At 70.6% G+C, this 23,419-nt stretch carries 23 protein-coding genes; 19 read left to right on the forward strand and 4 right to left on the reverse strand.

Annotated features, from left to right (window positions below; all coding sequences use genetic code 11):
- Positions 1 to 36 precede the first annotated feature (36 nt).
- The 15 genes from prmC (at position 37) to ACTVZO_RS28030 (ending at position 13,662) form a co-directional block, all read left to right on the forward strand.
- A complete protein-coding gene (prmC, locus tag ACTVZO_RS27960; RefSeq protein ID WP_443300975.1) occupies positions 37 to 882 on the forward strand; it encodes a peptide chain release factor N(5)-glutamine methyltransferase in 846 nt (281 codons plus the stop codon).
- A 46-nt stretch (positions 883 to 928) separates the two neighbouring features.
- A complete protein-coding gene (locus tag ACTVZO_RS27965) occupies positions 929 to 1,576 on the forward strand; it encodes an L-threonylcarbamoyladenylate synthase (protein WP_383563111.1) in 648 nt (215 codons plus the stop codon).
- A complete protein-coding gene (locus ACTVZO_RS27970; protein ID WP_443300976.1) occupies positions 1,573 to 2,202 on the forward strand; it encodes an arsenate reductase/protein-tyrosine-phosphatase family protein in 630 nt (209 codons plus the stop codon). The genes ACTVZO_RS27965 and ACTVZO_RS27970 overlap by 4 nt, the downstream gene beginning before the upstream one ends.
- Positions 2,203 to 2,292: 90 nt before the next feature.
- Positions 2,293 to 3,522, forward strand: a complete 1,230-nt coding sequence (glyA, locus tag ACTVZO_RS27975) for a serine hydroxymethyltransferase (protein ID WP_443300977.1) — start codon at positions 2,293 to 2,295, stop codon at positions 3,520 to 3,522.
- A 116-nt stretch (positions 3,523 to 3,638) separates the two neighbouring features.
- A complete protein-coding gene (locus ACTVZO_RS27980) occupies positions 3,639 to 4,973 on the forward strand; it encodes an MraY family glycosyltransferase (protein WP_443300978.1) in 1,335 nt (444 codons plus the stop codon).
- 274 nt (positions 4,974 to 5,247) lie between these two features.
- A complete protein-coding gene (locus ACTVZO_RS27985) occupies positions 5,248 to 5,685 on the forward strand; it encodes a hypothetical protein (protein ID WP_069921963.1) in 438 nt (145 codons plus the stop codon).
- A gap of 241 nt (positions 5,686 to 5,926) precedes the next feature.
- Positions 5,927 to 6,736 (forward strand): F0F1 ATP synthase subunit A, encoded by an 810-nt coding sequence (atpB, locus tag ACTVZO_RS27990; RefSeq protein WP_443303285.1) that lies wholly within the window; start codon positions 5,927 to 5,929, stop codon positions 6,734 to 6,736.
- Between the two features lie 77 nt (positions 6,737 to 6,813).
- Positions 6,814 to 7,038: an ATP synthase F0 subunit C gene (gene atpE / locus ACTVZO_RS27995; protein ID WP_030545783.1), complete on the forward strand. Its 225-nt coding sequence runs from the start codon at positions 6,814 to 6,816 to the stop codon at positions 7,036 to 7,038.
- Positions 7,039 to 7,080: 42 nt separating this feature from the next.
- Entirely contained in the window at positions 7,081 to 7,623 is a 543-nt protein-coding gene (locus ACTVZO_RS28000) for a F0F1 ATP synthase subunit B (protein ID WP_443300979.1), read from the forward strand.
- The gene (locus tag ACTVZO_RS28005) at positions 7,620 to 8,435 is read left to right on the forward strand and encodes a F0F1 ATP synthase subunit delta (RefSeq protein WP_443300980.1); all 816 of its coding nucleotides are present in this window, start codon (positions 7,620 to 7,622) and stop codon (positions 8,433 to 8,435) included. Before ACTVZO_RS28000 ends, ACTVZO_RS28005 begins: the two co-directional genes overlap by 4 nt.
- Positions 8,436 to 8,564: 129 nt before the next feature.
- Positions 8,565 to 10,160, forward strand: a complete 1,596-nt coding sequence (atpA, locus tag ACTVZO_RS28010) for a F0F1 ATP synthase subunit alpha (RefSeq protein WP_443300981.1) — start codon at positions 8,565 to 8,567, stop codon at positions 10,158 to 10,160.
- A 20-nt stretch (positions 10,161 to 10,180) separates the two neighbouring features.
- The gene (locus ACTVZO_RS28015) at positions 10,181 to 11,098 is read left to right on the forward strand and encodes a F0F1 ATP synthase subunit gamma (RefSeq protein ID WP_443300982.1); all 918 of its coding nucleotides are present in this window, start codon (positions 10,181 to 10,183) and stop codon (positions 11,096 to 11,098) included.
- Positions 11,098 to 12,540 (forward strand): F0F1 ATP synthase subunit beta, encoded by a 1,443-nt coding sequence (atpD, locus tag ACTVZO_RS28020; protein WP_392646853.1) that lies wholly within the window; start codon positions 11,098 to 11,100, stop codon positions 12,538 to 12,540. Before ACTVZO_RS28015 ends, atpD begins: the two co-directional genes overlap by 1 nt.
- A 139-nt stretch (positions 12,541 to 12,679) precedes the next feature.
- The gene (locus ACTVZO_RS28025; protein WP_030720897.1) at positions 12,680 to 13,051 is read left to right on the forward strand and encodes a F0F1 ATP synthase subunit epsilon; all 372 of its coding nucleotides are present in this window, start codon (positions 12,680 to 12,682) and stop codon (positions 13,049 to 13,051) included.
- A 164-nt stretch (positions 13,052 to 13,215) separates the two neighbouring features.
- Positions 13,216 to 13,662, forward strand: coding sequence for a DUF2550 domain-containing protein (locus ACTVZO_RS28030; RefSeq protein ID WP_215148874.1), 447 nt, complete (start codon positions 13,216 to 13,218; stop codon positions 13,660 to 13,662).
- Between the two features lie 64 nt (positions 13,663 to 13,726).
- On the opposite strand, the gene ACTVZO_RS28035 is transcribed toward ACTVZO_RS28030, so the two are convergent.
- The 3 genes from ACTVZO_RS28035 to ACTVZO_RS28045 all read right to left on the reverse strand — a co-directional run bounded on the left by ACTVZO_RS28035 (position 13,727) and on the right by ACTVZO_RS28045 (position 17,607).
- The gene (locus ACTVZO_RS28035) at positions 13,727 to 15,580 is read right to left on the reverse strand and encodes a glycosyl hydrolase family 18 protein (protein WP_443300983.1); all 1,854 of its coding nucleotides are present in this window, start codon (positions 15,578 to 15,580) and stop codon (positions 13,727 to 13,729) included.
- A 186-nt stretch (positions 15,581 to 15,766) separates the two neighbouring features.
- Positions 15,767 to 16,423, reverse strand: coding sequence for a response regulator (locus tag ACTVZO_RS28040; protein WP_443300984.1), 657 nt, complete (start codon positions 16,421 to 16,423; stop codon positions 15,767 to 15,769).
- Positions 16,420 to 17,607, reverse strand: coding sequence for a sensor histidine kinase (locus ACTVZO_RS28045; protein WP_443300985.1), 1,188 nt, complete (start codon positions 17,605 to 17,607; stop codon positions 16,420 to 16,422). The genes ACTVZO_RS28040 and ACTVZO_RS28045 overlap by 4 nt, the downstream gene beginning before the upstream one ends.
- Positions 17,608 to 17,772: 165 nt before the next feature.
- On the opposite strand from ACTVZO_RS28045, the gene ACTVZO_RS28050 reads away from it, so the two are divergent.
- Positions 17,773 to 18,318 (forward strand): hypothetical protein, encoded by a 546-nt coding sequence (locus ACTVZO_RS28050; protein ID WP_443300986.1) that lies wholly within the window; start codon positions 17,773 to 17,775, stop codon positions 18,316 to 18,318.
- Here the strand turns inward: ACTVZO_RS28050 and ACTVZO_RS28055 are convergent.
- Positions 18,315 to 18,887, reverse strand: a complete 573-nt coding sequence (locus ACTVZO_RS28055) for a cob(I)yrinic acid a,c-diamide adenosyltransferase (RefSeq protein ID WP_443300987.1) — start codon at positions 18,885 to 18,887, stop codon at positions 18,315 to 18,317. The two genes, ACTVZO_RS28050 and ACTVZO_RS28055, sit on opposite strands and share 4 nt — an antisense overlap.
- A gap of 210 nt (positions 18,888 to 19,097) precedes the next feature.
- Between ACTVZO_RS28055 and ACTVZO_RS28060 the strand changes: the two genes are divergently transcribed.
- From ACTVZO_RS28060 to ACTVZO_RS28070, 3 genes are all read left to right on the forward strand, one after another.
- Positions 19,098 to 19,946 (forward strand): 3-hydroxyacyl-CoA dehydrogenase family protein, encoded by an 849-nt coding sequence (locus tag ACTVZO_RS28060; RefSeq protein WP_443300988.1) that lies wholly within the window; start codon positions 19,098 to 19,100, stop codon positions 19,944 to 19,946.
- Positions 19,947 to 20,142: 196 nt separating this feature from the next.
- Positions 20,143 to 20,466 (forward strand): STAS domain-containing protein, encoded by a 324-nt coding sequence (locus ACTVZO_RS28065; protein ID WP_385062007.1) that lies wholly within the window; start codon positions 20,143 to 20,145, stop codon positions 20,464 to 20,466.
- Positions 20,467 to 20,648: 182 nt separating this feature from the next.
- Positions 20,649 to 23,384 (forward strand): ATP-binding protein, encoded by a 2,736-nt coding sequence (locus tag ACTVZO_RS28070; protein ID WP_443300989.1) that lies wholly within the window; start codon positions 20,649 to 20,651, stop codon positions 23,382 to 23,384.
- The last annotated feature ends 35 nt before the right edge of the window (positions 23,385 to 23,419 follow it).

Raw genomic sequence — 23,419 nt, forward strand, 5'->3', positions numbered from 1 at the left:
CCACCCCCCCGTACGACAGCAGCCCGGAGGACCAGCGTGAACTTGCTGCTTGCCGAGGTGGCCCAGGCCACCCAGCGGCTGGCCGCCGCCGGCGTGCCCTCACCGCGCTTCGACGCGGAGGAGCTCGCGGCCTTCGTGCACGGCGTCAAGCGGGGGGAACTGCACCACGTCAAGGACGCGGACTTCGACGCCCGCTACTGGGAGGCCGTCGCCCGCCGCGAGGCGCGCGAGCCGCTCCAGCACATCACCGGCCGCGCTTTCTTCCGCTACCTGGAGCTCCAGGTCGGGCCCGGGGTGTTCGTGCCCCGGCCCGAGACCGAGTCGGTCGTGGACTGGGCCATACACGCCGTGCGGGCCATGGACGTGGTCGAGCCGCTGATCGTCGACCTGTGCACCGGCTCCGGCGCGATCGCGCTGGCCATGGCGCAGGAGGTGCCGCGCTCGCGCGTGCACGCGGTGGAGCTCTCCGAGGAAGCCCTGCGCTGGACCCGCAAGAACGCCGAGGGCTCCCGGGTCACCGTCCACCAGGGGGACGCGCTGAGCGCCCTGCCGGAGCTCGACGGACAGGTCGACCTCGTCATCTCCAACCCGCCGTACATCCCGCTCACCGAGTGGGAGTACGTGGCGCCCGAGGCCCGCGACCACGATCCGGAGATGGCCCTCTTCTCCGGCGAGGACGGCCTCGACACCATCCGCGGCATCGAGCGCACCGCCCACCGGCTGCTGCGGCCCGGCGGCATCGTCGTCATCGAGCACGCCGACACCCAGGGCGGCCAGGTCCCGTGGATCTTCGCCGAGGAGCAGGGCTGGGCCGACGCGGCCGACCACCCGGACCTCAACAACCGCCCGCGCTTCGCGACCGCCCGCAAGGCACTGCCGTGATCGCCCCCGTTCCCGCCACCCCCCTGCTGCACGAGGAGTCCCGCTGATGGCCCGGCGATACGACTGCAACGACGCGACGGACCGCAAGACGGGTCTGCGCGAAGCCGCATCCGCCGTGCGCCGCGGCGAGCTCGTCGTGCTGCCCACCGACACCCTGTACGGGATCGGAGCGGACGCCTTCAGCCCGGAAGCCGTCCACGACCTCCTCGCGGCCAAGGGCCGGGGCCGCAGCATGCCCACCCCGGTGCTCATCGGCTCCCCGAACACCCTGCACGGCCTGGTCACCGACTTCTCCGAGCAGGCGTGGGAGCTCGTCGACGCCTTCTGGCCGGGCGCGCTGACGCTCGTGGCCAAGCACCAGCCCTCGCTGGCCTGGGACCTCGGCGACACCGACGGCACCGTGGCCGTGCGCATGCCCCTGCACCCCGTGGCGATCGAGCTGCTGACCGAGGTCGGCCCGATGGCGGTGTCCTCGGCCAACCTGTCCGGTCACCCGGCCCCCGAGGACTGCGACGCGGCGCGCGAGATGCTCGGCGACTCCGTGTCCGTGTACCTGGACGGCGGGCCGACGCCCGGCATCCAGCCGTCGTCGATCGTCGACGTCACCGGGAAGGTTCCCGTCCTGCTGCGCGAAGGGGCACTCACCGCGGAGCAGCTGCGGGAGGTCGTACCCGACCTCGAGGTCGCCCCGTGAGCCCTGACGGGCGTGGCATAGCTGAGGGATCTTTCCGCATACTCCACGTCAGCACCGGGAACGTGTGCCGCTCGCCCATCACCGAGCGGCTGACGCGGCACGCCCTCGCCCACCGCCTCGGGGGCCCGGCCACCGCGGACCTCATCGTGGAGAGCGCCGGCACCTGGGGCCACGAGGGCGCGCCGATGGAGGCGAACGCGGCCGCCGTGCTGGCGGACTTCGGAGCCGACGCCTCCGGTTTCACCGGGCGGGAACTGCTCGACGAGCACGTCATCCGGGCCGACCTGGTGCTGACGGCCACCCGCGACCACCGGGCGCAGGTCATCTCGATGGGTCACTCGGCGGGGCTGCGCACCTTCACGCTGAAGGAGTTCACCCGGCTGGTGCGGGCGATAGATCCGGCCACCCTGCCGCCGCTGGACGACGGCATGGCCGAGCGCGCGCGGGCCCTGGTGCGGGCCGCGGCGGCGCTGCGCGGCTGGCTGCTGGCCCCCTCGCCCGACGCGGACGAGGTGTACGACCCGTACGGGGCGCCGATCACCTTCTTCCGCTCGATCGGCGACGAGATCAACCAGGCGCTGGACCCGGTGGTCACGGCCCTGACGGGCGTGACGGCTTCCCGCTGACCCCGCCGCCCGGGCGGGCGGCCCGTCGCAGGGCGCGATCTGCGGCCGCGGCCTACAGTGGCTGGTACCCGGTACCCATGGAGTCGCGCCATGAGCGTCATCACCCAGCCCACGGACGTCCTGCGACGGCAGGACCCGCAGATGGCCGACGTGCTCGAGGGAGAGCGGCAGCGCCAGGCGAGCACCCTGCAGCTGATCGCCGCCGAGAACTTCACCTCGCCCGCCGTGCTCGCGGCGCTGGGCTCCCCGCTCTCCAACAAGTACGCCGAGGGCTATCCGGGCGCCCGCTACCACGGCGGCTGCGAGTACGTCGACGTGGCCGAGCAGGTCGCCGTGGAACGCGCGAAGGCGCTGTTCGGCGCCGAGCACGCCAACGTGCAGCCGCACTCCGGCTCCTCCGCGGTCCTGGCCGGCTACGCCGCGCTGCTGCGGCCCGGGGACACGGTGCTGGCGATGGGGCTCCCGTACGGCGGCCACCTCACGCACGGCTCGCCCGCGAACTTCTCCGGGCGGTGGTTCGACTTCGTCGGGTACGGAGTGGACGCGGAGACCGGGCTCATCGACTACGAGCAGGTGCAGCAGCTCGCGCACGCGCACCGGCCGAAAGCGATCGTCTGCGGCTCCATCTCCTACCCCCGCCACCCCGAGTACTCGGCCTTCCGGGAGATCGCCGACGAGGTCGGCGCCTATCTGATCGCCGACGCCGCCCACCCGATCGGGCTGGTGGCGGGCGGTGCCGCGCCCAGCCCGGTCCCGTACGCCGACATCGTCTGCGCGACCACGCACAAGGTCCTGCGCGGTCCGCGCGGCGGCATGCTGCTGTGCGGCGCGGAGTTCGCCGAGCGGATCGACCGGGCGGTGTTCCCCTTCACCCAGGGCGGCGCCCAGATGCACACCATCGCGGCCAAGGCCGTCGCCTTCGGGGAGGCCGCTGCCCCCGCCTTCACCACGTACGCGCACCGGGTCGTCGCCAACGCTCGTGCGCTGGCAGAGGCGTTGGAAGAGCGCGGCTTCACCGTGACCACCGGCGGCACCGACACCCACCTGATCACCGCCGACCCGGCCCCGCTGGGCGTGGACGGACCGGCCGCGCGCGGCCGGCTGGCCGCCGCCGGGATCGTGCTCGACACCTGTGCCCTCCCGTACGGGGACCAGCGCGGGGTGCGGCTGGGCACCGCCGCGGTGACCAGCCAGGGGATGGGGGAGGAGCAGATGCCGCGTATCGCGGCGCTGTTCGCGGCCGCGCTGCACGGCGATGCCGCGCGGACCCGCACGGAGGTCAAGGAACTGACGATGGGATTTCCCCCTTACGGGGAGTAAGCGGGACAAGCGGGGCGTACGGGAACCGGGATGCCGTCCCCTCGCGTCCTCGGCGGAGGGGACATCACAGCTAATGTGTGGGGCTGAGATGGCCGGCGATACATCTGGGGCAGCCCGTGCGTGAATATCTGCTGACACTTTGTGTCACGGTCGCGGTGACCTACCTGCTGACCGGGCCCGTGCGGAAGTTCGCGATCGCGGCCGGGGCCATGCCGGAGATCCGTGCCCGCGACGTGCACCGCGAGCCCACACCGCGGCTGGGCGGCATCGCCATGTTCGGCGGCCTGTGCGCGGGTCTGCTGGTCGCCGACCACCTGCGCAACCTCAACGGGGTCTTCGAGCTCTCGAACGAACCGCGCGCGCTGCTCTCCGGCGCCGCCCTGATCTGGCTCGTCGGCGTACTCGACGACAAGTTCGAGATCGACGCCCTGATCAAGCTCGGCGCCCAGATGATCTCCGCCGGCGTGATGGTGATGCAGGGTCTGACGATCCTGTGGATCCCGGTCCCGTGGATCGGGACGGTCGCGCTCACCCAGTGGCAGGGCAACCTGCTCACCGTGGCCCTCGTCGTGATCACCATCAACGCCGTGAACTTCGTGGACGGCCTGGACGGCCTGGCCGCCGGCATGGTGTGCATCGCCGCCACCGCGTTCTTCCTGTACTCCTACCGGATCTGGTTCGGCTACGGCATCGAGGCGGCCGCGCCCGCGACGCTCTTCGCCGCGATCCTGATGGGCATGTGCCTGGGCTTCCTGCCGCACAACATGCACCCCGCCCGGATCTTCATGGGGGACTCCGGCTCGATGCTCATCGGCCTGGTGCTCGCCGCCTCCGCGATCTCGATCAGCGGCCAGGTCGACCCGGACGCGCTCGCCCTGTTCGCGGGTGGTGAGCGCAACGCGACGCACGCGATGTTCCCCGTGTTCATCCCGCTGATCCTGCCGCTGACGATCATCGCGATCCCGATGGCGGACCTGGTCCTGGCCATCGCCCGGCGCACGTGGAAGGGCCAGTCGCCGTTCGCCGCCGACCGCGGGCACCTGCACCACCGGCTCCTCGAGCTCGGACATTCGCACAGCCGGGCCGTCCTGATCATGTACTTCTGGTCGGGGCTGATCGCCTTCGGCACGGTGGCGTACTCGGTGAACTCGGCCTCGATGTGGATCGTTCTCGCGATCGCCGCGCTCAGTGCGGTGGGCCTGATCCTGCTGCTCCTGCCGCGCTTCACCCCCCGTACCCCGCGCTGGGCGGAGAGCCTGGTTCCGCCGCGCTACCGGCACGCCGCACGGGCCGCCGAGGCCGCTGCCGAAGCGGCTGCCAGGGACGCTTCGGGCACCGAGCCGGAGCCCGCGAGGCCGATCGCGGCGGGGGTCTCGGGCGTCAACGGGGCGACCGCCATCGGCCCCCGTTCGCGCTTCCCCGACCGGCGTAAGGCCGAATCGACCCGCTGACGGCCGGGGCGCATATCGGATATGAATGGCCATTAGCAGACAAGGAGCCTCCCTGTCGCGCACACACGCGCAGGGTCCCTCTCATGTGTGACAGTCAGCACACTTCGCAGGTAAAGCTCTCATCAAATAGTTTGTGATACCGTTCACTAAACCCGGCGACAGAGCCGAAGGACCGTAGTGCGACGGTCCATTGGCCCGAGGATCACACTCGGACCGGGCTTACGCTCGTCCCGTACGAGTCCCGTGCCCCCACCACCACGCGGAGCAACCCGCCATGCGGTCTGATGACGTCCGATCTCTCCTGCAAGCCGCCGTACCCACCGCTGCCGCCGGCGCTCTCGCCGCCGTGATCAGCGCTCTGGTCGTCGGCGGCAAGGGGGCGGTCGGTGCCGTCGTCGCGACGCTGGTCGTGATTCTGTTCATGGGCATCGGATTCGTCGTTCTGCAGCGCACGGCGAAATCACTCCCGCATCTCTTCCAGGCCATGGGGCTCATGCTCTACGCGGCCCAGATTCTGCTGCTCTTCGTCTTTCTCGCCGCGTTCAAGAACACCACTCTGTTCCACCCCAAGGCCTTCGCGATCACGCTCGTCGCCACCACCCTCGTGTGGATCGGCGCACAGACCCGTGCTCACATGAAGGCCAAGATCCTTTACGTCGAACCGGACTCGATGAAGGGCGACAAGCCCGAAAATCCGGGGCCGAGGTCGTGAAGGGTAGGGCCGGGATAAGTGGGCGTTCGAGATCCTGCTATCGTCCGGTGCCAACTGCGGCACTGCGGGCGCGGGCATCTGAGCTGACGCCTGTTCCATCGCGAGGCTCGATGCCTGATCGCCGCCCCACCATCCGTAACACCAGTCCAGTGCCGAACCGCGGCTGCTCGCCGCGCCGACACAACGAGGTTGCCGTACCTATGCGCCACGCTGAAGGAGCCCTGCGGTGAGTGCTGCTGACATGACGCTCGCCTTCGATATCAACTGTCATTTCGAAGACGGCACTGGCTGCGGCTTCCCGGGCCCGACCCTGTACTCGTTCCTGTTCGAGCCGATCTTCGGTGACGCCGACAGCAACCTGTACTTCAACAAGACGATGCTGCTCGCCCTGCTGGGCTCGGTCATCATCGTCGGCTTCTTCTGGGCAGCGTTCCGGAAGCCGAAGGTCGTCCCGGGCAAGCTTCAGATGATCGCCGAGGCGGGCTACGACTTCGTTCGCCGCGGCATCGTCTACGAGACGCTCGGCAAGAAGGAAGGCGAGAAGTACGTCCCCTTCATGGTCGCGACGTTCTTCTTCGTCTGGATCATGAACCTGTGGTCGATCGTGCCGCTCGCCCAGTTCCCGGTGACCGCGGTCATCGCGTACCCGGCCGGTCTCGCCGCGATCATCTACGTCATGTGGATGTCGGTGACCTTCAAGCGCCACGGCTTCGTCGGCGGCTTCAAGAACCTCACGGGCTACGACAAGTCCCTCGGCCCGATCCTGCCGATGGTCATGGTGATCGAGTTCTTCTCGAACGTCATCGTCCGCCCGTTCACCCACGCGGTCCGACTGTTCGCGAACATGTTCGCCGGTCACACCCTGCTGCTGCTGTTCACCATCGCCAGCTGGTACCTGCTGAACGGGATCGGCATCGCCTACGCCGGTGTCTCGTTCGTCATGGTCATCGTGATGACCGCGTTCGAGCTCTTCATCCAGGCTGTCCAGGCTTACGTCTTCGTGCTCCTGGCCTGCAGCTTCCTGCAGGGCGCGCTCGCCGAGCACCACTGAGCGAGTCCGCTCCGCAAACCCCCGAATCGTCCGGTGGCCAACCCCCACCGGTCCATGAAAGAGAAGGAAGAACTGGCATGTCCCAGACCCTTGCTGCCGTCGAAGGTTCCCTCAGCTCCGTCGGTTACGGTCTCGCGGCGATCGGCCCGGGCGTCGGCGTCGGCATCATCTTCGGTAACGGCACGCAGGCTCTCGCCCGTCAGCCTGAGGCTGCCGGTCTGATCCGCGCCAACCAGATCCTCGGCTTCGCCTTCTGTGAGGCGCTCGCCCTCATCGGTCTGGTCATGCCGTTCGTCTACTAAGACGAACTCCACGACTAGTCCGAATCGACGAAAGGCACTGATGTGAACCTCCTGGTTCTCGCGGCCGAGGAGCCGGGTAACCCCCTCGTCCCGCCGATCCCCGAGCTCGTCATCGGTCTGCTCGCCTTCGTCATCGTCTTCGGTTTCCTCGCGAAGAAGCTCCTCCCGAACATCAACAAGGTTCTGGACGAGCGTCACGCGGCGATCGAAGGCGGTATCGAAAAGGCGGAAGCCGCCCAGACCGAGGCCCAGAGCGTCCTGGAGCAGTACAAGGCCCAGCTCGCCGAAGCCCGGCACGAGGCCGCGCGCCTGCGCCAGGAAGCGCTGGAGCAGGGCACTGCGCTCAAGGAAGAACTGCGCGCAGAGGGCCAGCGGCAGCGTGAGGAGATCATCGCTGCCGGCCACGCCCAGATCGCGGCCGACCGTAAGGCCGCCTCTCAGGCGCTGCGTCAGGACGTGGGCAAGCTCGCCACCGACCTGGCCGGAAAGCTCGTCGGCGAGTCCCTCGAGGACCACGCCCGGCAGAGCCGCACGATCGACCGCTTCCTCAGCGAGCTCGAGGAGAAGGCCGAGGCCGCCCGATGAACGGAGCGAGCCGCGAGGCACTGGCCTCCGCGCGCGAGCGTCTCGACGCGCTGACGGACAACACGTCCGTCGACGCGGCGAAGCTCGCCGGTGAGCTGGCTGCCGTCACCGCGCTGCTCGACCGTGAGGTCTCGCTGCGTCGGGTCCTCACCGACCCGGCGCAGTCCGGCGAGGCCAAGGCCGAGCTGGCCGGTCGGCTGCTGGGCAGCCAGGTGGGCGGGGAAACCCTCGACCTGGTGTCCGGCATGGTCCGGTCCCGCTGGTCGCAGTCCCGCGACCTGGTGGACTCGCTGGAGGAGCTGGCGAACACCGCCGACCTCACCGCGGCCCAGCAGGCAGACGCGCTCGACAACGTCGAGGACGAGATCTTCCGCTTCGGCCGGATCGTCGCCTCGAACACCGGGCTGCGTGCCGCGCTGACCGACCGTGCGGCGACCACCGCCGCCAAGGGCGAGCTGCTGCGCAGCCTGCTCGGCGGCAAGGTGAACGCCGTCACCGAGCGCCTGGTGATCCGTCTTGTCTCGCTGCCGCGTGGACGTAGCCTGGAAGCGGGACTCGAGTCCCTTTCCACGCTCGCCGCAGAGCGCCGCAACCGCATGGTCGCCACCGTGACCAGCGCGGTTCCGCTCAGCGACGTGCAGAAGGCGCGTCTCGGCGCGGTGCTGGCCAAGCTGTACGGCCGCCAGATGCACCTGAACCTCGACGTGGACCCCGAGGTCCTCGGCGGGATCACGGTGCGGGTCGGCGACGAGGTCATCGACGGCACCATCGCGGACCGCCTCGCAGAGGCGTCCCGCCGCATGGCCGGCTGACCAGCCACCAATAGAACAACGCATTCCTAGCGGCCCGGTTGGGCCGTGCAGAACTTGCAGAAGATTCCTGGGGGTCGCCCCCAGACCCCGAAGAAGCTTCAGGCCCAACAAGGAGAGCAGGGAACCCAGATGGCGGAGCTCACGATCCGGCCGGAGGAGATCCGGGACGCACTGGAGAACTTTGTCCAGTCGTACCAGCCGGACGCGGCCTCGCGCGAGGAGGTCGGAACGGTCAGCGTTGCCGGCGACGGCATCGCGAAGGTGGAGGGCCTGCCCTCCGCCATGGCGAACGAGCTGCTGAAGTTCGAGGACGGCACCCTCGGTCTCGCCCTCAACCTCGAGGAGCGCGAGATCGGTGCGGTCGTCCTCGGCGAGTTCAGCGGTATCGAGGAGGGCCAGCCGGTGCAGCGCACCGGTGAGGTGCTCTCCGTCGGCGTCGGCGAGGGCTACCTCGGCCGCGTCGTCGACCCGCTCGGCAACCCGATCGACGGTCTCGGCGAGATCGCGACCGAAGGCCGCCGCGCCCTCGAACTGCAGGCCCCCGGCGTCATGATCCGCAAGTCGGTTCACGAGCCGATGCAGACCGGCTACAAGGCCATCGACGCGATGGTGCCGGTCGGCCGCGGCCAGCGTCAGCTGATCATCGGTGACCGTCAGACCGGCAAGACCGCGCTGGCCGTCGACACGATCATCAACCAGCGCGACAACTGGCGCTCGGGCGACGTGAACAAGCAGGTCCGCTGCATCTACGTCGCCATCGGCCAGAAGGGCTCGACCATCGCGTCCGTTCGCGGCGCCCTGGAAGACGCCGGTGCGCTCGAGTACACGACGATCGTCGCCGCCCCGGCGTCCGACCCGGCCGGCTTCAAGTACCTGGCGCCGTACACCGGTTCCGCCATCGGCCAGCACTGGATGTACGCCGGCAAGCACGTCCTGATCATCTTCGACGACCTGTCGAAGCAGGCCGACGCCTACCGCGCCGTGTCGCTGCTGCTGCGCCGCCCGCCGGGCCGCGAGGCCTACCCGGGTGACGTCTTCTACCTGCACTCCCGTCTGCTGGAGCGCTGCGCGAAGCTGTCCGACGACATGGGTGCCGGTTCGATGACCGGTCTGCCGATCGTCGAGACCAAGGCGAACGACGTGTCGGCGTTCATCCCGACCAACGTCATCTCCATCACCGACGGCCAGTGCTTCCTGGAGTCCGACCTGTTCAACGCGGGCCAGCGCCCGGCGCTGAACGTCGGTATCTCGGTCTCCCGCGTCGGTGGCTCCGCCCAGCACAAGGCCATGAAGCAGGTTTCCGGCCGTCTGCGCCTGGACCTCGCCCAGTACCGCGAGCTGGAGGCGTTCGCCGCCTTCGGTTCCGACCTGGACGCCGCGTCGAAGGCCTCGCTGGAGCGCGGCAAGCGTCTGGTCGAGCTGCTGAAGCAGGGCCAGTACCAGCCGATGCCCGTCGAGGAGCAGGTCGTCTCCGTCTGGGCCGGCACCACCGGCAAGATGGACGACGTTCCGGTGAACGACATCCGCCGCTTCGAGTCGGAGCTGCTGGAGCACCTGCGCCGCGAGCGCAAGGACCTCCTCACCTCCATCGCCGACGGCGGCAAGATGTCGGACGACACCCTGTCCTCCATCGCGGACGCCATCGCCGGCTTCAAGCAGCAGTTCGAGACCTCGGACGGCAAGCTCCTGGGCGAGGACGCGCCGGCCGTCAACGTCTCCAAGTGACGACGGAAGGGACCTGACTCATGGGAGCGCAGCTCCGGGTCTACAAGCGTCGCATCCGTGCCGTCACGGCGACCAAGAAGATCACCAAGGCGATGGAGATGATCGCCGCCTCGCGCATCGTCAAGGCGCAGCGCAAGGTGGCGGCATCGATGCCGTACGCGACCGAGCTCACCCGTGCGGTGACCGCGGTGGCGACCGGCTCGAACACCAAGCACGCCCTGACGACCGAGGTCGAGACGCCGACCCGTGCCGCGGTTCTGCTCATCACGAGCGACCGCGGTCTGGCCGGCGGCTACTCCTCGAACGCCATCAAGCAGGCGGAGCGGCTCACCGAGCGGCTGCGCGCTGAGGGCAAGGACGTCGACACGTACATCGTCGGCCGCAAGGGTCTGGCGTACTACGGGTTCCGCGAGCGCAAGGTCGCGGATTCGTGGACCGGCTTCACCGACAGCCCGGCCTACGCCGACGCCAAGCGCGTCGCCGGGCCGCTGATCGAGGCCATCCAGACGGAGACGGCCGAGGGCGGCGTCGACGAGCTGCACATCATCTACACGGAATTCGTGTCGATGATGACGCAGAACGCGGTCGACGGCCGGATGCTGCCGCTCAGCCTCGAGAAGGCAGAGGAGGAGACCGGCGCGAAGGGCGAGATCCTTCCGCTGTTCGACTTCGAGCCGTCGGCGGAGGACGTCCTCGACGCCCTGCTGCCGCGCTACGTCGAAAGCCGCATCTACAACGCACTGCTGCAGTCGGCCGCTTCCGAGCACGCCGCCCGCCGCCGCGCGATGAAGTCGGCCACCGACAACGCCGGGGATCTCATCAAGAGCCTCTCCCGGCTTGCCAACGCGGCCCGCCAGGCCGAAATCACCCAGGAAATCAGCGAGATCGTCGGTGGCGCGAGCGCCATGGCTGACGCGACCGCGGGGAGTGACAAGTAATGACGACCACTGTTGAGACGGCCGCCGCCACGGGCCGCGTCGCCCGGGTCATCGGCCCGGTCGTCGACGTGGAGTTCCCCGTCGACGCCATGCCCGAGATCTACAACGCCCTCAAGGTCCAGGTCGCCGACCCGGCCCAGGACGGCGCACTGAAGACCCTGACCCTCGAGGTCGCGCAGCACCTGGGTGACGGCCTCGTCCGTACCATCTCGATGCAGCCGACCGACGGCCTGGTCCGCCAGGCCCCGGTGACCGACACGGGCGAGGGCATCACCGTCCCCGTCGGTGACTTCACCAAGGGCAAGGTGTTCAACACCCTCGGTGAGGTGCTGAACTACCCGGAGGAGAACGCCAACGTCACCGAGCGCTGGCCGATCCACCGCAAGGCGCCCCGCTTCGACGAGCTCGAGTCGAAGACCGAGATGTTCGAGACCGGCGTCAAGGTCATCGACCTTCTCACCCCGTACGTCAAGGGTGGAAAGATCGGTCTGTTCGGTGGTGCCGGTGTCGGCAAGACCGTTCTGATCCAGGAAATGATCTACCGCGTCGCCAACAACCACGACGGTGTGTCGGTGTTCGCGGGCGTCGGTGAGCGCACCCGTGAGGGCAACGACCTCATCGAGGAAATGGCCGACTCGGGCGTCATCGACAAGACGGCGCTCGTCTTCGGCCAGATGGACGAGCCCCCGGGCACCCGTCTGCGCGTCGCCCTGGCCGGTCTGACCATGGCGGAGTACTTCCGCGATGTGCAGAAGCAGGACGTGCTGTTCTTCATCGACAACATCTTCCGGTACACCCAGGCGGGTTCCGAGGTGTCGACCCTGCTCGGCCGCATGCCCTCCGCGGTGGGTTACCAGCCGAACCTGGCCGACGAGATGGGTCTCCTCCAGGAGCGCATCACCTCGACCCGTGGTCACTCGATCACCTCGATGCAGGCGATCTACGTCCCCGCGGACGACCTGACCGACCCGGCGCCGGCGACCACCTTCGCCCACCTCGACGCGACGACGGTTCTCTCCCGTCCGATCTCCGAGAAGGGCATCTACCCGGCCGTGGACCCGCTGGACTCGACGTCCCGCATCCTCGACCCGCGGTACATCGCGGCGGACCACTACGCCACGGCGATGCGCGTCAAGGGGATCCTCCAGAAGTACAAGGACCTCCAGGACATCATCGCGATCCTCGGTATCGACGAGCTGGGCGAGGAGGACAAGCTCGTTGTCCACCGTGCCCGTCGCGTCGAGCGCTTCCTGTCGCAGAACACCCACGTGGCGAAGCAGTTCACCGGTGTGGACGGTTCGGACGTTCCGCTCGACGAGTCGATCACCGCGTTCAACGCGATCTGCGACGGTGACTACGACCACTTCCCCGAGCAGGCGTTCTTCCTGTGCGGTGGCATCGAGGACCTGAAGGCCAACGCCAAGGAGCTGGGCGTCTCCTGATCCGGCGCGCTCCGCGAGGGGCGCATCCGGTTCGCAGTTTCAGGGAGAGGGGCGGGTATGTCCCGTCCCTCTCCCCACGCCCATTAGAATTTGACCCAACACCCGGCTGACCCGCCGGGTGGTGACCCGAGGAGCCACCTTGGCTGCTGAGCTGCACGTCGAGCTGGTCGCGGCGGACCGCAATGTCTGGTCCGGCGAGGCCACCCTTGTTGTCGCCCGCACCACGTCCGGCGACATCGGCGTCATGCCCGGTCACCAGCCGCTTCTCGGTGTGCTGGAATCGGGCCCGGTGACCATCCGCACCAGCGACGGCAACACCGTCGTCGCAGCGGTGCACGGCGGATTCATCTCGTTCGCGGACAACAAGCTGTCCCTGCTGGCCGAGATCGCCGAGCTCGCGGACGAGATCGACGTCCAGCGGGCGGAGCGGGCACTGGAGCGCGCGAAGTCGGAGGCCGATGCGGCCGCCGAGCGTCGCGCGGATGTCCGGCTGCGCGCCGTAACGGGCTGAACACCCGTCGGAGTTTGAACCGCTGAGTCCCGGAGGGAGACCTCCGGGGCCCGGCAAACCTCAGCCGCGGTCCGTTCTGGAATTTTCCAGACCGGGTCGCGGCTGAGGCGATGCAGGTCGTTTTTTTGGCATGCGGTATTCGATGAGCGAGGAGGTCGGTGAAGATGCTCCTCGCTCTGCTTGTGAGCGGCCTGGTCGTAGCCCTGGTGGTGATCGGCCTGTTCGTCTTCGGACTGCGCCGCAGACTCATCCAGCGGTCCGGCGGCACCTTCGACTGCAGCATGCGCTGGGGTGTGCCGGAGGAGACCGACACCTCCGGCAAGGGCTGGGTCTACGGGGTCGCGCGCTACAGCGGCGACCGCATCGAGTGGTTCCGGGTGTTCTCGTACTCCCCGCGCCCGCGCCGGCTGCTGGAGCGCTCCTCCATCGAGGTCGTCGCCCGCCGCGCCCCCGAGGGCGAGGAGGAGCTGGCCCTGCTCTCCGACGCCGTCGTGCTCGGCTGTGTCCACCGCGGCACGCGCCTGGAGCTCGCGATGAGCGAGGACGCGCTGACCGGTTTCCTGGCGTGGCTCGAGGCGGCGCCGCCCGGGCAGAGGGTGAACGTGGCCTGACGCGTTCCGGACGTGGAGAAGCCGGGTGGACGGGGGCGGACCCGTCCACCCGGCTTCGGTCTTCCTACTGGAGCCCGGTGTGGATGGCGTTCGCGAGCTCACCGTTGCTCGTGTCGCCGCTGAACTCCCAGAAGAAGGCTCCCTTGAGGCCCTGCTGCTTGGCCCAGGTCATCTTCGAGGCGATGGTGGCGGGGGTGTCGTAGCTCCACCAGTTGCTGCCGCACTTGGCGTAGGCCGTGCCGGCGATGGTTCCGGTGGCCGGGCAGCTGTTCTTGAGCACCTTGTAGTCCTCGATGCCCTGCTCGTACGTGCCCGGGGCCGGTCCGGTGGCCGTGCCGCCGGGGGCGGCCTGGGTGACGCCGGTCCAGCCGCGGCCGTAGAAGCCGATGCCGAGGTTGAGCTTCGCGCCGGCCACGCCCTTGGCCTTGAGCTTGGCGATGGCGTCGGCCGAGTTGAAGCCGGCCTGCGGGATGCCGGTGTAGGAGGTGAGCGGGGAGTGCGGGGCCGTCGGGCCCTGGGCGGCCCAGGCGCCGAAGAAGTCGTACGTCATGACGTTGTAGAAGTCGACGTACTGCGCGGCGCCGCCGTAGTCGGCCGCGTCGATCTTGCCGCCGCTGGAGGCGTCGGCGGTGATGGCCGCAGTGACCAGGTTGTTCGCGCCGAAGCGGGCCCGGGTGGCCTGCATCAGGTTCTTGAACGCGGCCGGGCCGCTGGTGTCGCAGGACAGGCCGCAGGCGTTCGGGTACTCCCAGTCCAGGTCGATCCCGTCGAAGACGTCGGCCCAGCGCGGGTCCTCGACCAGGTTGTAGCAGGACTGGGCGAAGGCGGCCGGGTTGGCGGCGGCCTGCGGGAACCCGCCGGACCAGGTCCAGCCGCCGAAGGACCACAGGATCTTGATGTGCGGGTAGGCCTTCTTCAGCTTGCGCAGCTGGTTGAAGTTGCCGCGCAGCGGCTGGTCCCAGGTGTCGGCCACGCCGTCGACGCTCTGGTCGGCGGTGTAGGCCTTGTCGTAGTCGGCGTAGGCGTCACCGATGGTGCACTGGCCGTTCTGGACGTTGCCGAAGGCGTAGTTGATGTGCGTGATCTTGCTGGCCGAACCGGAGGTGACCAGGTTCTTCACGTGGTAGTTGCGGCCGTAGACGCCCCACTCGGTGAAGTAGCCGAGCTTGACCTTGCCGCCCGGGTCCGGGGGCTGGGTGCCGCCGGCCGTCGTGACCGACACGGTCGCGGACGCGGCGCCGGTCTGGTCGATCGTGTCGCGCGCGACCACGTGGTAGCCGTACGTGGTGCCCTTGGTCAGGCCCGTCTGGGCGTAGGTGGTGCCGGTGACCGTGGCGATCTTGGCGCCGTCGCGGAAGACGTCGTAGTTCTTGACGCCCTTGTCGTCGGTGGCGGCGCCCCAGCTCAGGGTGAGCGAGGTCTCGGTGACGTTGGAGGCGGAAGGGGTGCCCGGGGCGGAGGGGGGAGCGTCGCCGGGCTGGGTGGTGCCGTCACAGGAGGCGCCGTTGATCTTGCAGCCCGTGGGGGAGCCGCCGCCGGTGCCGTTGAATCCGAACGTGGCGCTGCCGCCGGGGGCGAGGGTGCCGTTCCAGCCGACGTTCTTGCCGGTCCAGTGGGTGCCGGAGCTGGTGACGGTGGCGTCCCAGGCGGAGGTGACCGCGGTGCCGGCCGGGTAGTCCCATTCGACGGTCCACGAGGTGATCGTGGTGGTGCCGGTGTTCTTCACCGTCCACTTGCCCTCGAAGCCGGTGCCCCAGTCGGACACCTTGGTGTACGTCGCGGTCGCGGACGTGGCGGCCTGTGCGGGGCCGGCCAGCGCGACGAGCCCGGTGACGGGCAGGGCGAGGGCGGCCACGACCGCCGCGACGCGCGTGAAGAACCGGGTACGCCTGGTGCGGGGTGGGGATGCTGTGCTCAAGGGTGATCCTCCGTAGGTCCGTCGCGTCGTGGGGCCGACTTCGACATGGGGGTGGGACCTGCGCCGCCCGTGAGCACGCTTTGTCATGGCACGCTCACCACAGTTGTTTGCGGTGAGCGTAGAAAGGTCTGGACCAACCGTCAAGAGGTCCAGACCGGTTGCCTCCGCCCCCCGGTCCGGCCTCCGCTATAGCCCCAACTCCTGTGCCATGACGGCCGCTTGGACACGGCTGCGCAGATCGAGCTTGCCCAGCAGGCGGCTGACGTGGGTCTTGACCGTCGCCTCGGCCATCTCCAGGCGGACGGCGATCTCCGCGTTCGACAGGCCATCGCCGAGCGCCCCCAGCACCTCCCGTTCCCGCCGGGTCAGGGACTCCAGGGCGGCGACCCGCTCCGGCGGCACCGTGCCGCGTACCGGGCGCGCCGGAGCCGCGAACTCCGCGATCAGCCGCCGGGTCACCGCCGGGGCGATCAGGCCCTCCCCGCGCGCGACGGTCCGTACCGCCTCGACCAGCTCCGCGGCCTCCGCGTTCTTCAGCAGGAAGCCCGCCGCCCCGGCCCGCAGCGCCCCGAACACGTACTCGTCGAGGTCGAAGGTGGTCAGCACCAGGACATCGGCCAGCCCTTCCGCGACCACCTGCCGGGTCGCGGACACCCCGTCGAGCCTCGGCATCTGCACGTCCATGAGGACGAGGTCCGGCCGCAGCTCCCGGGCCAGGCGCACCGCCTCCTCCCCGTCGGCCGCCTCGCCCACCACCTCGATACCGCCCGCACTGCGCAGGATGAGGACCAGACCGGCCCGTACCGCGCTCTGGTCGTCCGCGACCAGCACCTTGATGGTCATGCCTCCACCGCCTTCTCCTCGGCGGGCAGGGTCGCCCGCACTCGCCACCTCCCGCCGGCCCGCCCTGCGGAGAACTCCCCGCCCAGCAGCTCCGCCCGCTCCCGCATGCCGATCAGCCCGGCGCCGGAGCCGGGCGCCCGTGGACCGGAGCGGTGCCCGTAGGGGGAGTCCACGGCCACGGTCAGCCGTCCGTCCGCCCGCGCCACACGGACCGTGACCGTGCCGGCGACGGCGTGCTTGAGGGCGTTGGTCAGCGACTCCTGCACGATCCGGTACGCGGCCAGGTCCACCGGGGCCGGCAGCGCCCCTTCCCCCGGTGGCCGGCCGTCGTGCAGCACGAAGTCCAGCCCGCTCCCCGACCCGTTGGTACGGGCCTGCTCCAGCAGCGCGTCCAGGCCGTCCAGCGTGGGCAGGGCCACCGCCTCCTGCCCGGCTCCGGCGTCCCGCAGCAGCCCGATCAGGCGACGCATCTCGGCCAGGCCCTGCACGCTGTTCTCCCGGATCACCCCGAGCGCCTCGCGGCTGGTGTCGGCCCGGTCGATGGAGAGCGCGGCGGTGGAGTGGATGGCGATAGCCGACAGGTGGTTGGCCACCATGTCGTGCAGCTCGCGGGCCATCCGGGCCCGTTCCGCGGCGACCGCCTGGCTGCGGTCCATCTCGGCCAGCAGCGCGGTCTGCTCGGCACGCAGCCGGGCGGCCACGGCGGCCTCGCGGTGATTGCGCAGGGTGGCGCCGGTCAGCGCGGGGGCGAAGCTCACCAGGCCGGTGACCACGCCGATCAGCAGGGCCTGCGGGGTGCGCAGCCAGGCCAGGAAGCCGATGGTGACGGCCACCGTGACCAGGCCGGTGCTGATCGGGAGCCGCCGGGCCGTCGCGGGCGATCCGTACACGACGGCCGCGTACATCAGGTCGGTGAAGATCAGGACGGTGACGAGGCTGCCGACCGTGAACTCGTTGGCGATCACCCCGAGGGTGCCGACGGTCAGCGCCACCGACGGCCTGGAGCGCCGCAGCAGCTCCATCGCACCGAGGGCCACGAGGGGGACCAGCGCGGCCCAGGCGGGCAGGAGCGTGCGCTGGCTGCTGCTGTAGACGCCCAGCGACCACATCACCACGCCCGCGAGCACGCTGACCACGGCGAGCAGGACGTCGTGGCGGTGGGGGCGCAGGCTCTTCGTGGTCACGGTCCCATCCAACAGGGTGTGCGGGGCGCCGACCTCGGCGGAGAGGCCGAGTTGCCGGTACATCGAACGATGCAGCCGCCTTTCCTCACAGCCGACGACGAAACGGGCCGGACCGGACGGGAGCCTGTGAGGGAAGCGTCAGTCCCGAGTGGAACGGAGAGTCCAGTGATCGTCACGCTGATCATCGCCTGCGAGGTGGGCTTCTGGGTGCTGCTGGCCGCCGGCCTGGCCCTGCGCTACCTCGCGAAGATGCCCCGGCTGGGCGCGGCGGTCCTGCTGTGCGAGCCGGTGATGGAGCTGGTCCTGCTGGTGGTCACCACGCTCGACCTCAAGAACGGGGCCTCGCCGGACTGGAAACACGGTCTCGCCGCGCTGTACATCGGCTACACCGTCGCCTACGGCCACTACACGATCAAGTGGCTCGACGGGCACGCCGCGTACCGGCTGGCCGGCGGCCCCAAGCCGCCCGGTGCCGGATACGGGAAGGCGCGGGCCGCCCACGAGTGGCGGCTGTGGATCCGGACCGTCATCGGCGCCGCCGTCGCCCTCTGCCTCCTCCAGGCCGCCATCTGGTACGTGGGCGGCGCGGGCGACGTCAGCTCGCTCCAGGCCTGGCAGTACGGCGCCCTGCGCGCGGTCGGCATCCACGCCCTGGTCGCCGTCGCCTACACGGTGTGGCCGAAGAAGGCCCCCGCGGGCCAGGTCTCCTAGCGGTCGCCGCCCGGCACCCACAGCACGTCCCCGACCTCCTTGTTGGCCGTACGGGCCAGGATGAACAGGAGGTCGGACAGGCGGTTCAGGTAGGTGGCGGTCAGCGGGTTCATCACCTCTCCGTGCACCTCCAGCGCCGCCCAGGTGGAGCGCTCGGCGCGCCGGACCACCGTGCAGGCCTGGTGCAGGAGGGCGGCGCCGGGGGCGCCGCCGGGGAGGATGAAGCTGCGCAGCTTCTCCAGTTCCTCGTTGAAGACGTCGCAGTCCGCCTCCAGCTTGTCGATGTAGAACTGCTCGACGCGCAGCGGCGGGTACTGCGGGTCCTCGACCACCGGGGTGCACAGGTCCGCGCCGACGTCGAAGAGGTCGTTCTGTACCCGGACCAGGACCTTCACGACCTCAGCCGGCAGGCTGCCGAGGGCGATCGCCGTCCCGATCGCCGCGTTCGCCTCGTTGGTGTCGGCGTACGCGGAGATGCGCAGATCGGTCTTGGCCGTGCGGCTCATGTCGCCGAGGGCGGTCGTGCCCTTGTCGCCGGTACGGGTGTAGATGCGCGTGAGGTTCACCATGCCGTCAGGGTAGTCCGGGCCAACTGCGGGCATCCGCCGCACTGCTGGGCCGTACCGGTGTGATGTCCGTCATCTGAGACGTGACGCGTGTTACTTCGCGGTCACACCGCACCGGCCGGACGCTAGTCTCCGCCGGAGTGGCTGTGAGACCGGGCCCTTCCGGGGCCGGGCCTCCGAGACCGTGGCTATTTCGAGAACGTGGGGTGTGCAGTGGCTGGGAAGCTTGCCGTCATCGGTGCCGGCTTGATGGGGTCCGGGATCGCTCAGGTCTCCGCTCAGGCGGGCTGGGACGTCGTCCTGCGCGACGTCACCGACGCCGCGCTGACCCGGGGCACGGACGGGATCAAGGCCTCGTACGACAAGTTCGTCTCCAAGGGCAAGCTGTCGGCCCAGGACGCCGAGGCCGCCCTCGCCCGCATCACGACCACGACCGACCTCGACGCCGTCGCCGACGTCGACATCGTGGTCGAGGCCGCCTTCGAGAAGATCGAGATCAAGCACGAGATCTTCCGGGCCCTCGACAAGATCGTCCGTGAGGACGCCATCCTCGCCTCCAACACCTCAGCCATCCCGATCACCAAGATCGCGGCCGTGACGGAGCGTCCGGAGCGGGTCGTCGGCGCGCACTTCTTCTCGCCCGTTCCGATGATGCAGCTGTGCGAGCTCGTCCGCGGCTACAAGACGAGCGACGAAACCCTGGCCGCCACCCGCGCGTTCGCCGAGTCCGTCGGCAAGACCTGCATCGTCGTCAACCGCGACGTCGCCGGCTTCGTGACGACCCGTCTGATCTCCGCGCTGGTCGTCGAGGCCGCCAAGCTGTACGAATCCGGCGTGGCCTCCGCCGAGGACATCGACATCGCGTGCAAGCTGGGCTTCGGGCACGCGATGGGCCCGCTGGCCACCGCCGACCTCACGGGCGTCGACATCCTGCTGCACGCCACCAGCAACATCTACACCGAGTCCCAGGACGAGAAGTTCGCACCGCCGGAGCTCATGCGCCGGATGGTGGACGCCGGGGACATCGGCCGCAAGAGCGGCCAGGGCTTCTACAAGCACTGACCGAGCACTGGGGCCCCAGGCCGCAAGGCTTTGCCGTCGAGCACTTCTGTTCGAATGCCTTCACCCCTCGGGGTGAATTAGGTATCGGTTCGCTCACGGTCGGCAACTTCCCTGCCCGTGCGGCAGTCAGTTGCAGTGAGAGTTGCCGACCACGGACCAGTCGGACCACACGTACGCAGTACCGCCGGGAGTACACATGCACATCAGGGGCGACCACGCCGAACTCGTCGTCGGGGGTCGCCTCGACGTGCGCAGCGCGGCGGACGCCCGTACGGTCCTCCACACCGCCCTCGACGACGGCCACGGCGACCTCGTGCTCGACCTCACCGGGCTCGACTCCTGGGACGCGACCGGCCTCGGCGTGATCATGGGCGCGCACCGCAGGGCCGGCCGGACCGGACGGCGCCTCGTGCTGCGCGGGGTGCCGCCCCAGATGCAGCGGCTGCTCGTGGCCACCCGTCTGCACCGGATCCTCTCGATCGAGGGCGGGCTGGAAGCGGAGTCCCTGCCCCGGGTGTGAACTGAGCGTTCCGTTTTCTTGCTGAAACGTAACGGTCCGGTGGTGATGGCACCCCCGCGGTTCCCCGCACGACCGGCCACGGTCTAGGGTTCGGGCGGAACCGGACCAGTAGCGGCAGCGGCGTGTGCGAAGGCCGGGCGGTACGACGGCGAGGCGCACGGCGCGATCGGGGGACATGGTCAATGGACCACATACAGCGGCAGGCCCATCCGGAGGAGCAGTCCGGGAGCGCCGCCGCGCCGCCCGCGATACCCGGACCCCCGCCCGCGCCGACGGCGCCCGCCCGGGTCGTCACGCTCACCGCCGGCGACTTCACGCTCACCGTCAACCCGGTCGACGGCAGCGAGATCGAGCCGCTCCGGCCCGGCACGCGCCCAGGCCGCCCCGCCAAGCGCGACGCGGCCGCCCGCGCCGCCCGTGACGCCGCCGCCCGGCCGCCCGTCCTGCCCGGTGTCCCCGCCCCCGTCCGGCCGCTGCTGGAACGCGACGAGGAGCGGGAGCGGCTCGTACGGCTGCTGGGCCGGGGCCGCTCCGTACGGCTGACCGGACCCGCGGGCTCCGGCCGCACCGCCCTGCTGGACGCGGTCGCCGCCCGCTGTACGGGCCTCGCCCCCGACGGAGTCGTACGCCTCTCCGGCCACGGCCACCAGCAGCCCGGCGAGCTGCTCCACGCGCTGTACGCGACCGTGTACGAGGCCCCGGGCAGACGGCCCGACCGGATCGAACTGCTGGCCCGGGTGCGGGACATCGGCGCCATCGTCCTCCTCGACGACCTGGAGATGGGCGGGCCCGCCCTCGACGAGCTGCTGCACGCCACCCCCGAGTGCGCCTACCTGCTGGCCGCGACCCCCGACACCCGGTCCCCTTCCGACGACTCGCACCTCGAGGAGGTCTTCCTCGCCGGGCTGGCCAAGGCCGACTGCCTGGAGCTGCTGGAGACGCGCGTGGGCCGGCCGCTGACCGACCCGGAGACCGCCTGGGCGACCGACCTGCGGTTCGCCTCCGAAGGGCTCCCGCTGCGCTTCGTCCAGGCCGCCGCGATGCTGCGGCAGCGCGACGAGCTCAATCACACCCCCGAGGACGACGACGAGGAAGAGCCCGGCGTCTTCGACGAGCGCCCCCGCGAGTCCGTGGAGGTGCCGCTGCCGACGCTCGCCGAGGGCGCGGCCCCCGCCGAGCTGCTGGCCTCCCGGGTCAGCGAATCGGCGCGCGCCGCCCTGCGGACCGTGTGCGCGCTGGGCGGGGAGCTGCCGCACCACGCGCACCTGCCGGCGCTGGTGGGGGACACCCACGCCGACTCGGCGGTGGCGGAACTGCTGGAGTGCGGGCTGGTCACCCCGGTCGGCACGCGCTACCGGCTGGCCGCGGGCGTCGCCCGGCAGCTGGAGGAGGTCGGATACGGGGACACGGCGGCCGAGGAGGCCCGTACGGCGGCCCGGCACTACGCCTGGTGGACCGGGCACTCGTCGGTGACGCCGGAGCGGGTCGCGGCCGAGGCTGACGCGGTGCTCTGCGCGCTGTCCGGCGCGGACGTGGTGGCGGCCGTGCTACTGGCGCGCACGGCGGCCCCGGCGTTCGCGGCCTCGCTGCACTGGGAGGCGTGGGAGCGGGTGCTGCGCTCGGGCGCCGAGGCGGCGCGCAAGGCGGGCGAGGTCGCCGAGCAGGCGTACTTCCACCACGAGCTCGGCGTGCTCGCCCTGTGCGAGGGGCGCCTGGACCGGGCGCGCGCCGAGCTGGAGACCTCGATCGGGCTGCGCGGGGCGCTGGCCGACAAGCGGGGCACCGTGGCGGGCCGCAGGGCGCTGGCGCTGGTCGTGGACCAGGAGGCCGCCGGGGTGGCGGTGTCGCCGCCGCTGCGGCTCGAGCCGCCGGCCGTGACGGCGGAGGCGGAGACCGCGGTCCTGCCCACGGCCTCCGGCTCCGGCTCCGGCTCAAGCTCCGGCTCCGGCTCCGGCACGACCCCGGGCACACCCGCCCTCCCCGGTCCCGCAGGACCCGCCGCCAAGCCCGGCCCGTCCGCGCTGACCGGCACGGGTGCGGGGACCGGCCTGGGCTCGGGTACCGGCAGCGGTCCGTCCTCCGGGACCGGCTCGGGTACCCACGGCGCCGGAAGAAGCCCGTTCGCGGGGACCGGCCTGGGCGGGCCCGGCGTGGGCACCGGGACCGGCGCGGGCAGCGGTGCGGGCCCCGGGAGCGGTCCGGCCTCCGGCGCGGGCACGGGAGCCGGCAGCGGCCTGGCCGCGACCAAGGGCATGGCGGTCCCCGGTGTGCCCGGGGCCGTCTCCCCCGAGGCCGTGACGCGGGTGTCCCCGGTGGTGCCCGTGATCCGGCGTCAGGAGACGCCCTCGACCCTGTCCGAGGTCTTCGAGGACGCCTTCCCGATATCTCCGAAGCCCGAGCCCGCCCCGGCCCCCCGGCCCGCCCCCGGACCGGCCCCCGACGGCGGTGCCGCCCGTCGGCGCCGGGTGCTGCTGGCCGGGGCGGGCGCGCTCACCGTGGTCGCGCTCGGCACGGTGGTGAGCCTCGCGCTCGGTTCCTCCGACTCCTCGGCCCCGCCCGCGACGCAGAACCCGGCGGTGTCGCTCACCCCGACGCGGTCGGCGACCCAGCCGACGGTGCCCGCGGCCGGAGGGAACGATCCTGCAACGGAGCCCGCCGACCCGGCGGCCCCGCCGTCGCAGTCCACCACGCCCGGGGAGACCGCCGGGGCCACCCCGGGCCGTTCCCCGTCCCGTACGCCCTCGCGCCGCCCGCAGTCCAGCCCGCCGCAGCCCCCGGCCTCCTCGCCGGTCTCGCCGCCGCCGACCTCCACGGAGCCGTCCCCCACGCCGACGCCGACGGAGACCGCCCCGCCGACTCCGACGGCCACCGCGGGCACGGGTGCGGGCACGGCCTCGGCCACCGCCACCGGTCCCTGAACGCCGATGGCTCCGTCCCGGGGGACGGAGCCATC

This window comes from Streptomyces sp. IBSNAI002, from assembly GCF_052244475.1.
Taxonomy (GTDB): domain Bacteria; phylum Actinomycetota; class Actinomycetes; order Streptomycetales; family Streptomycetaceae; genus Streptomyces.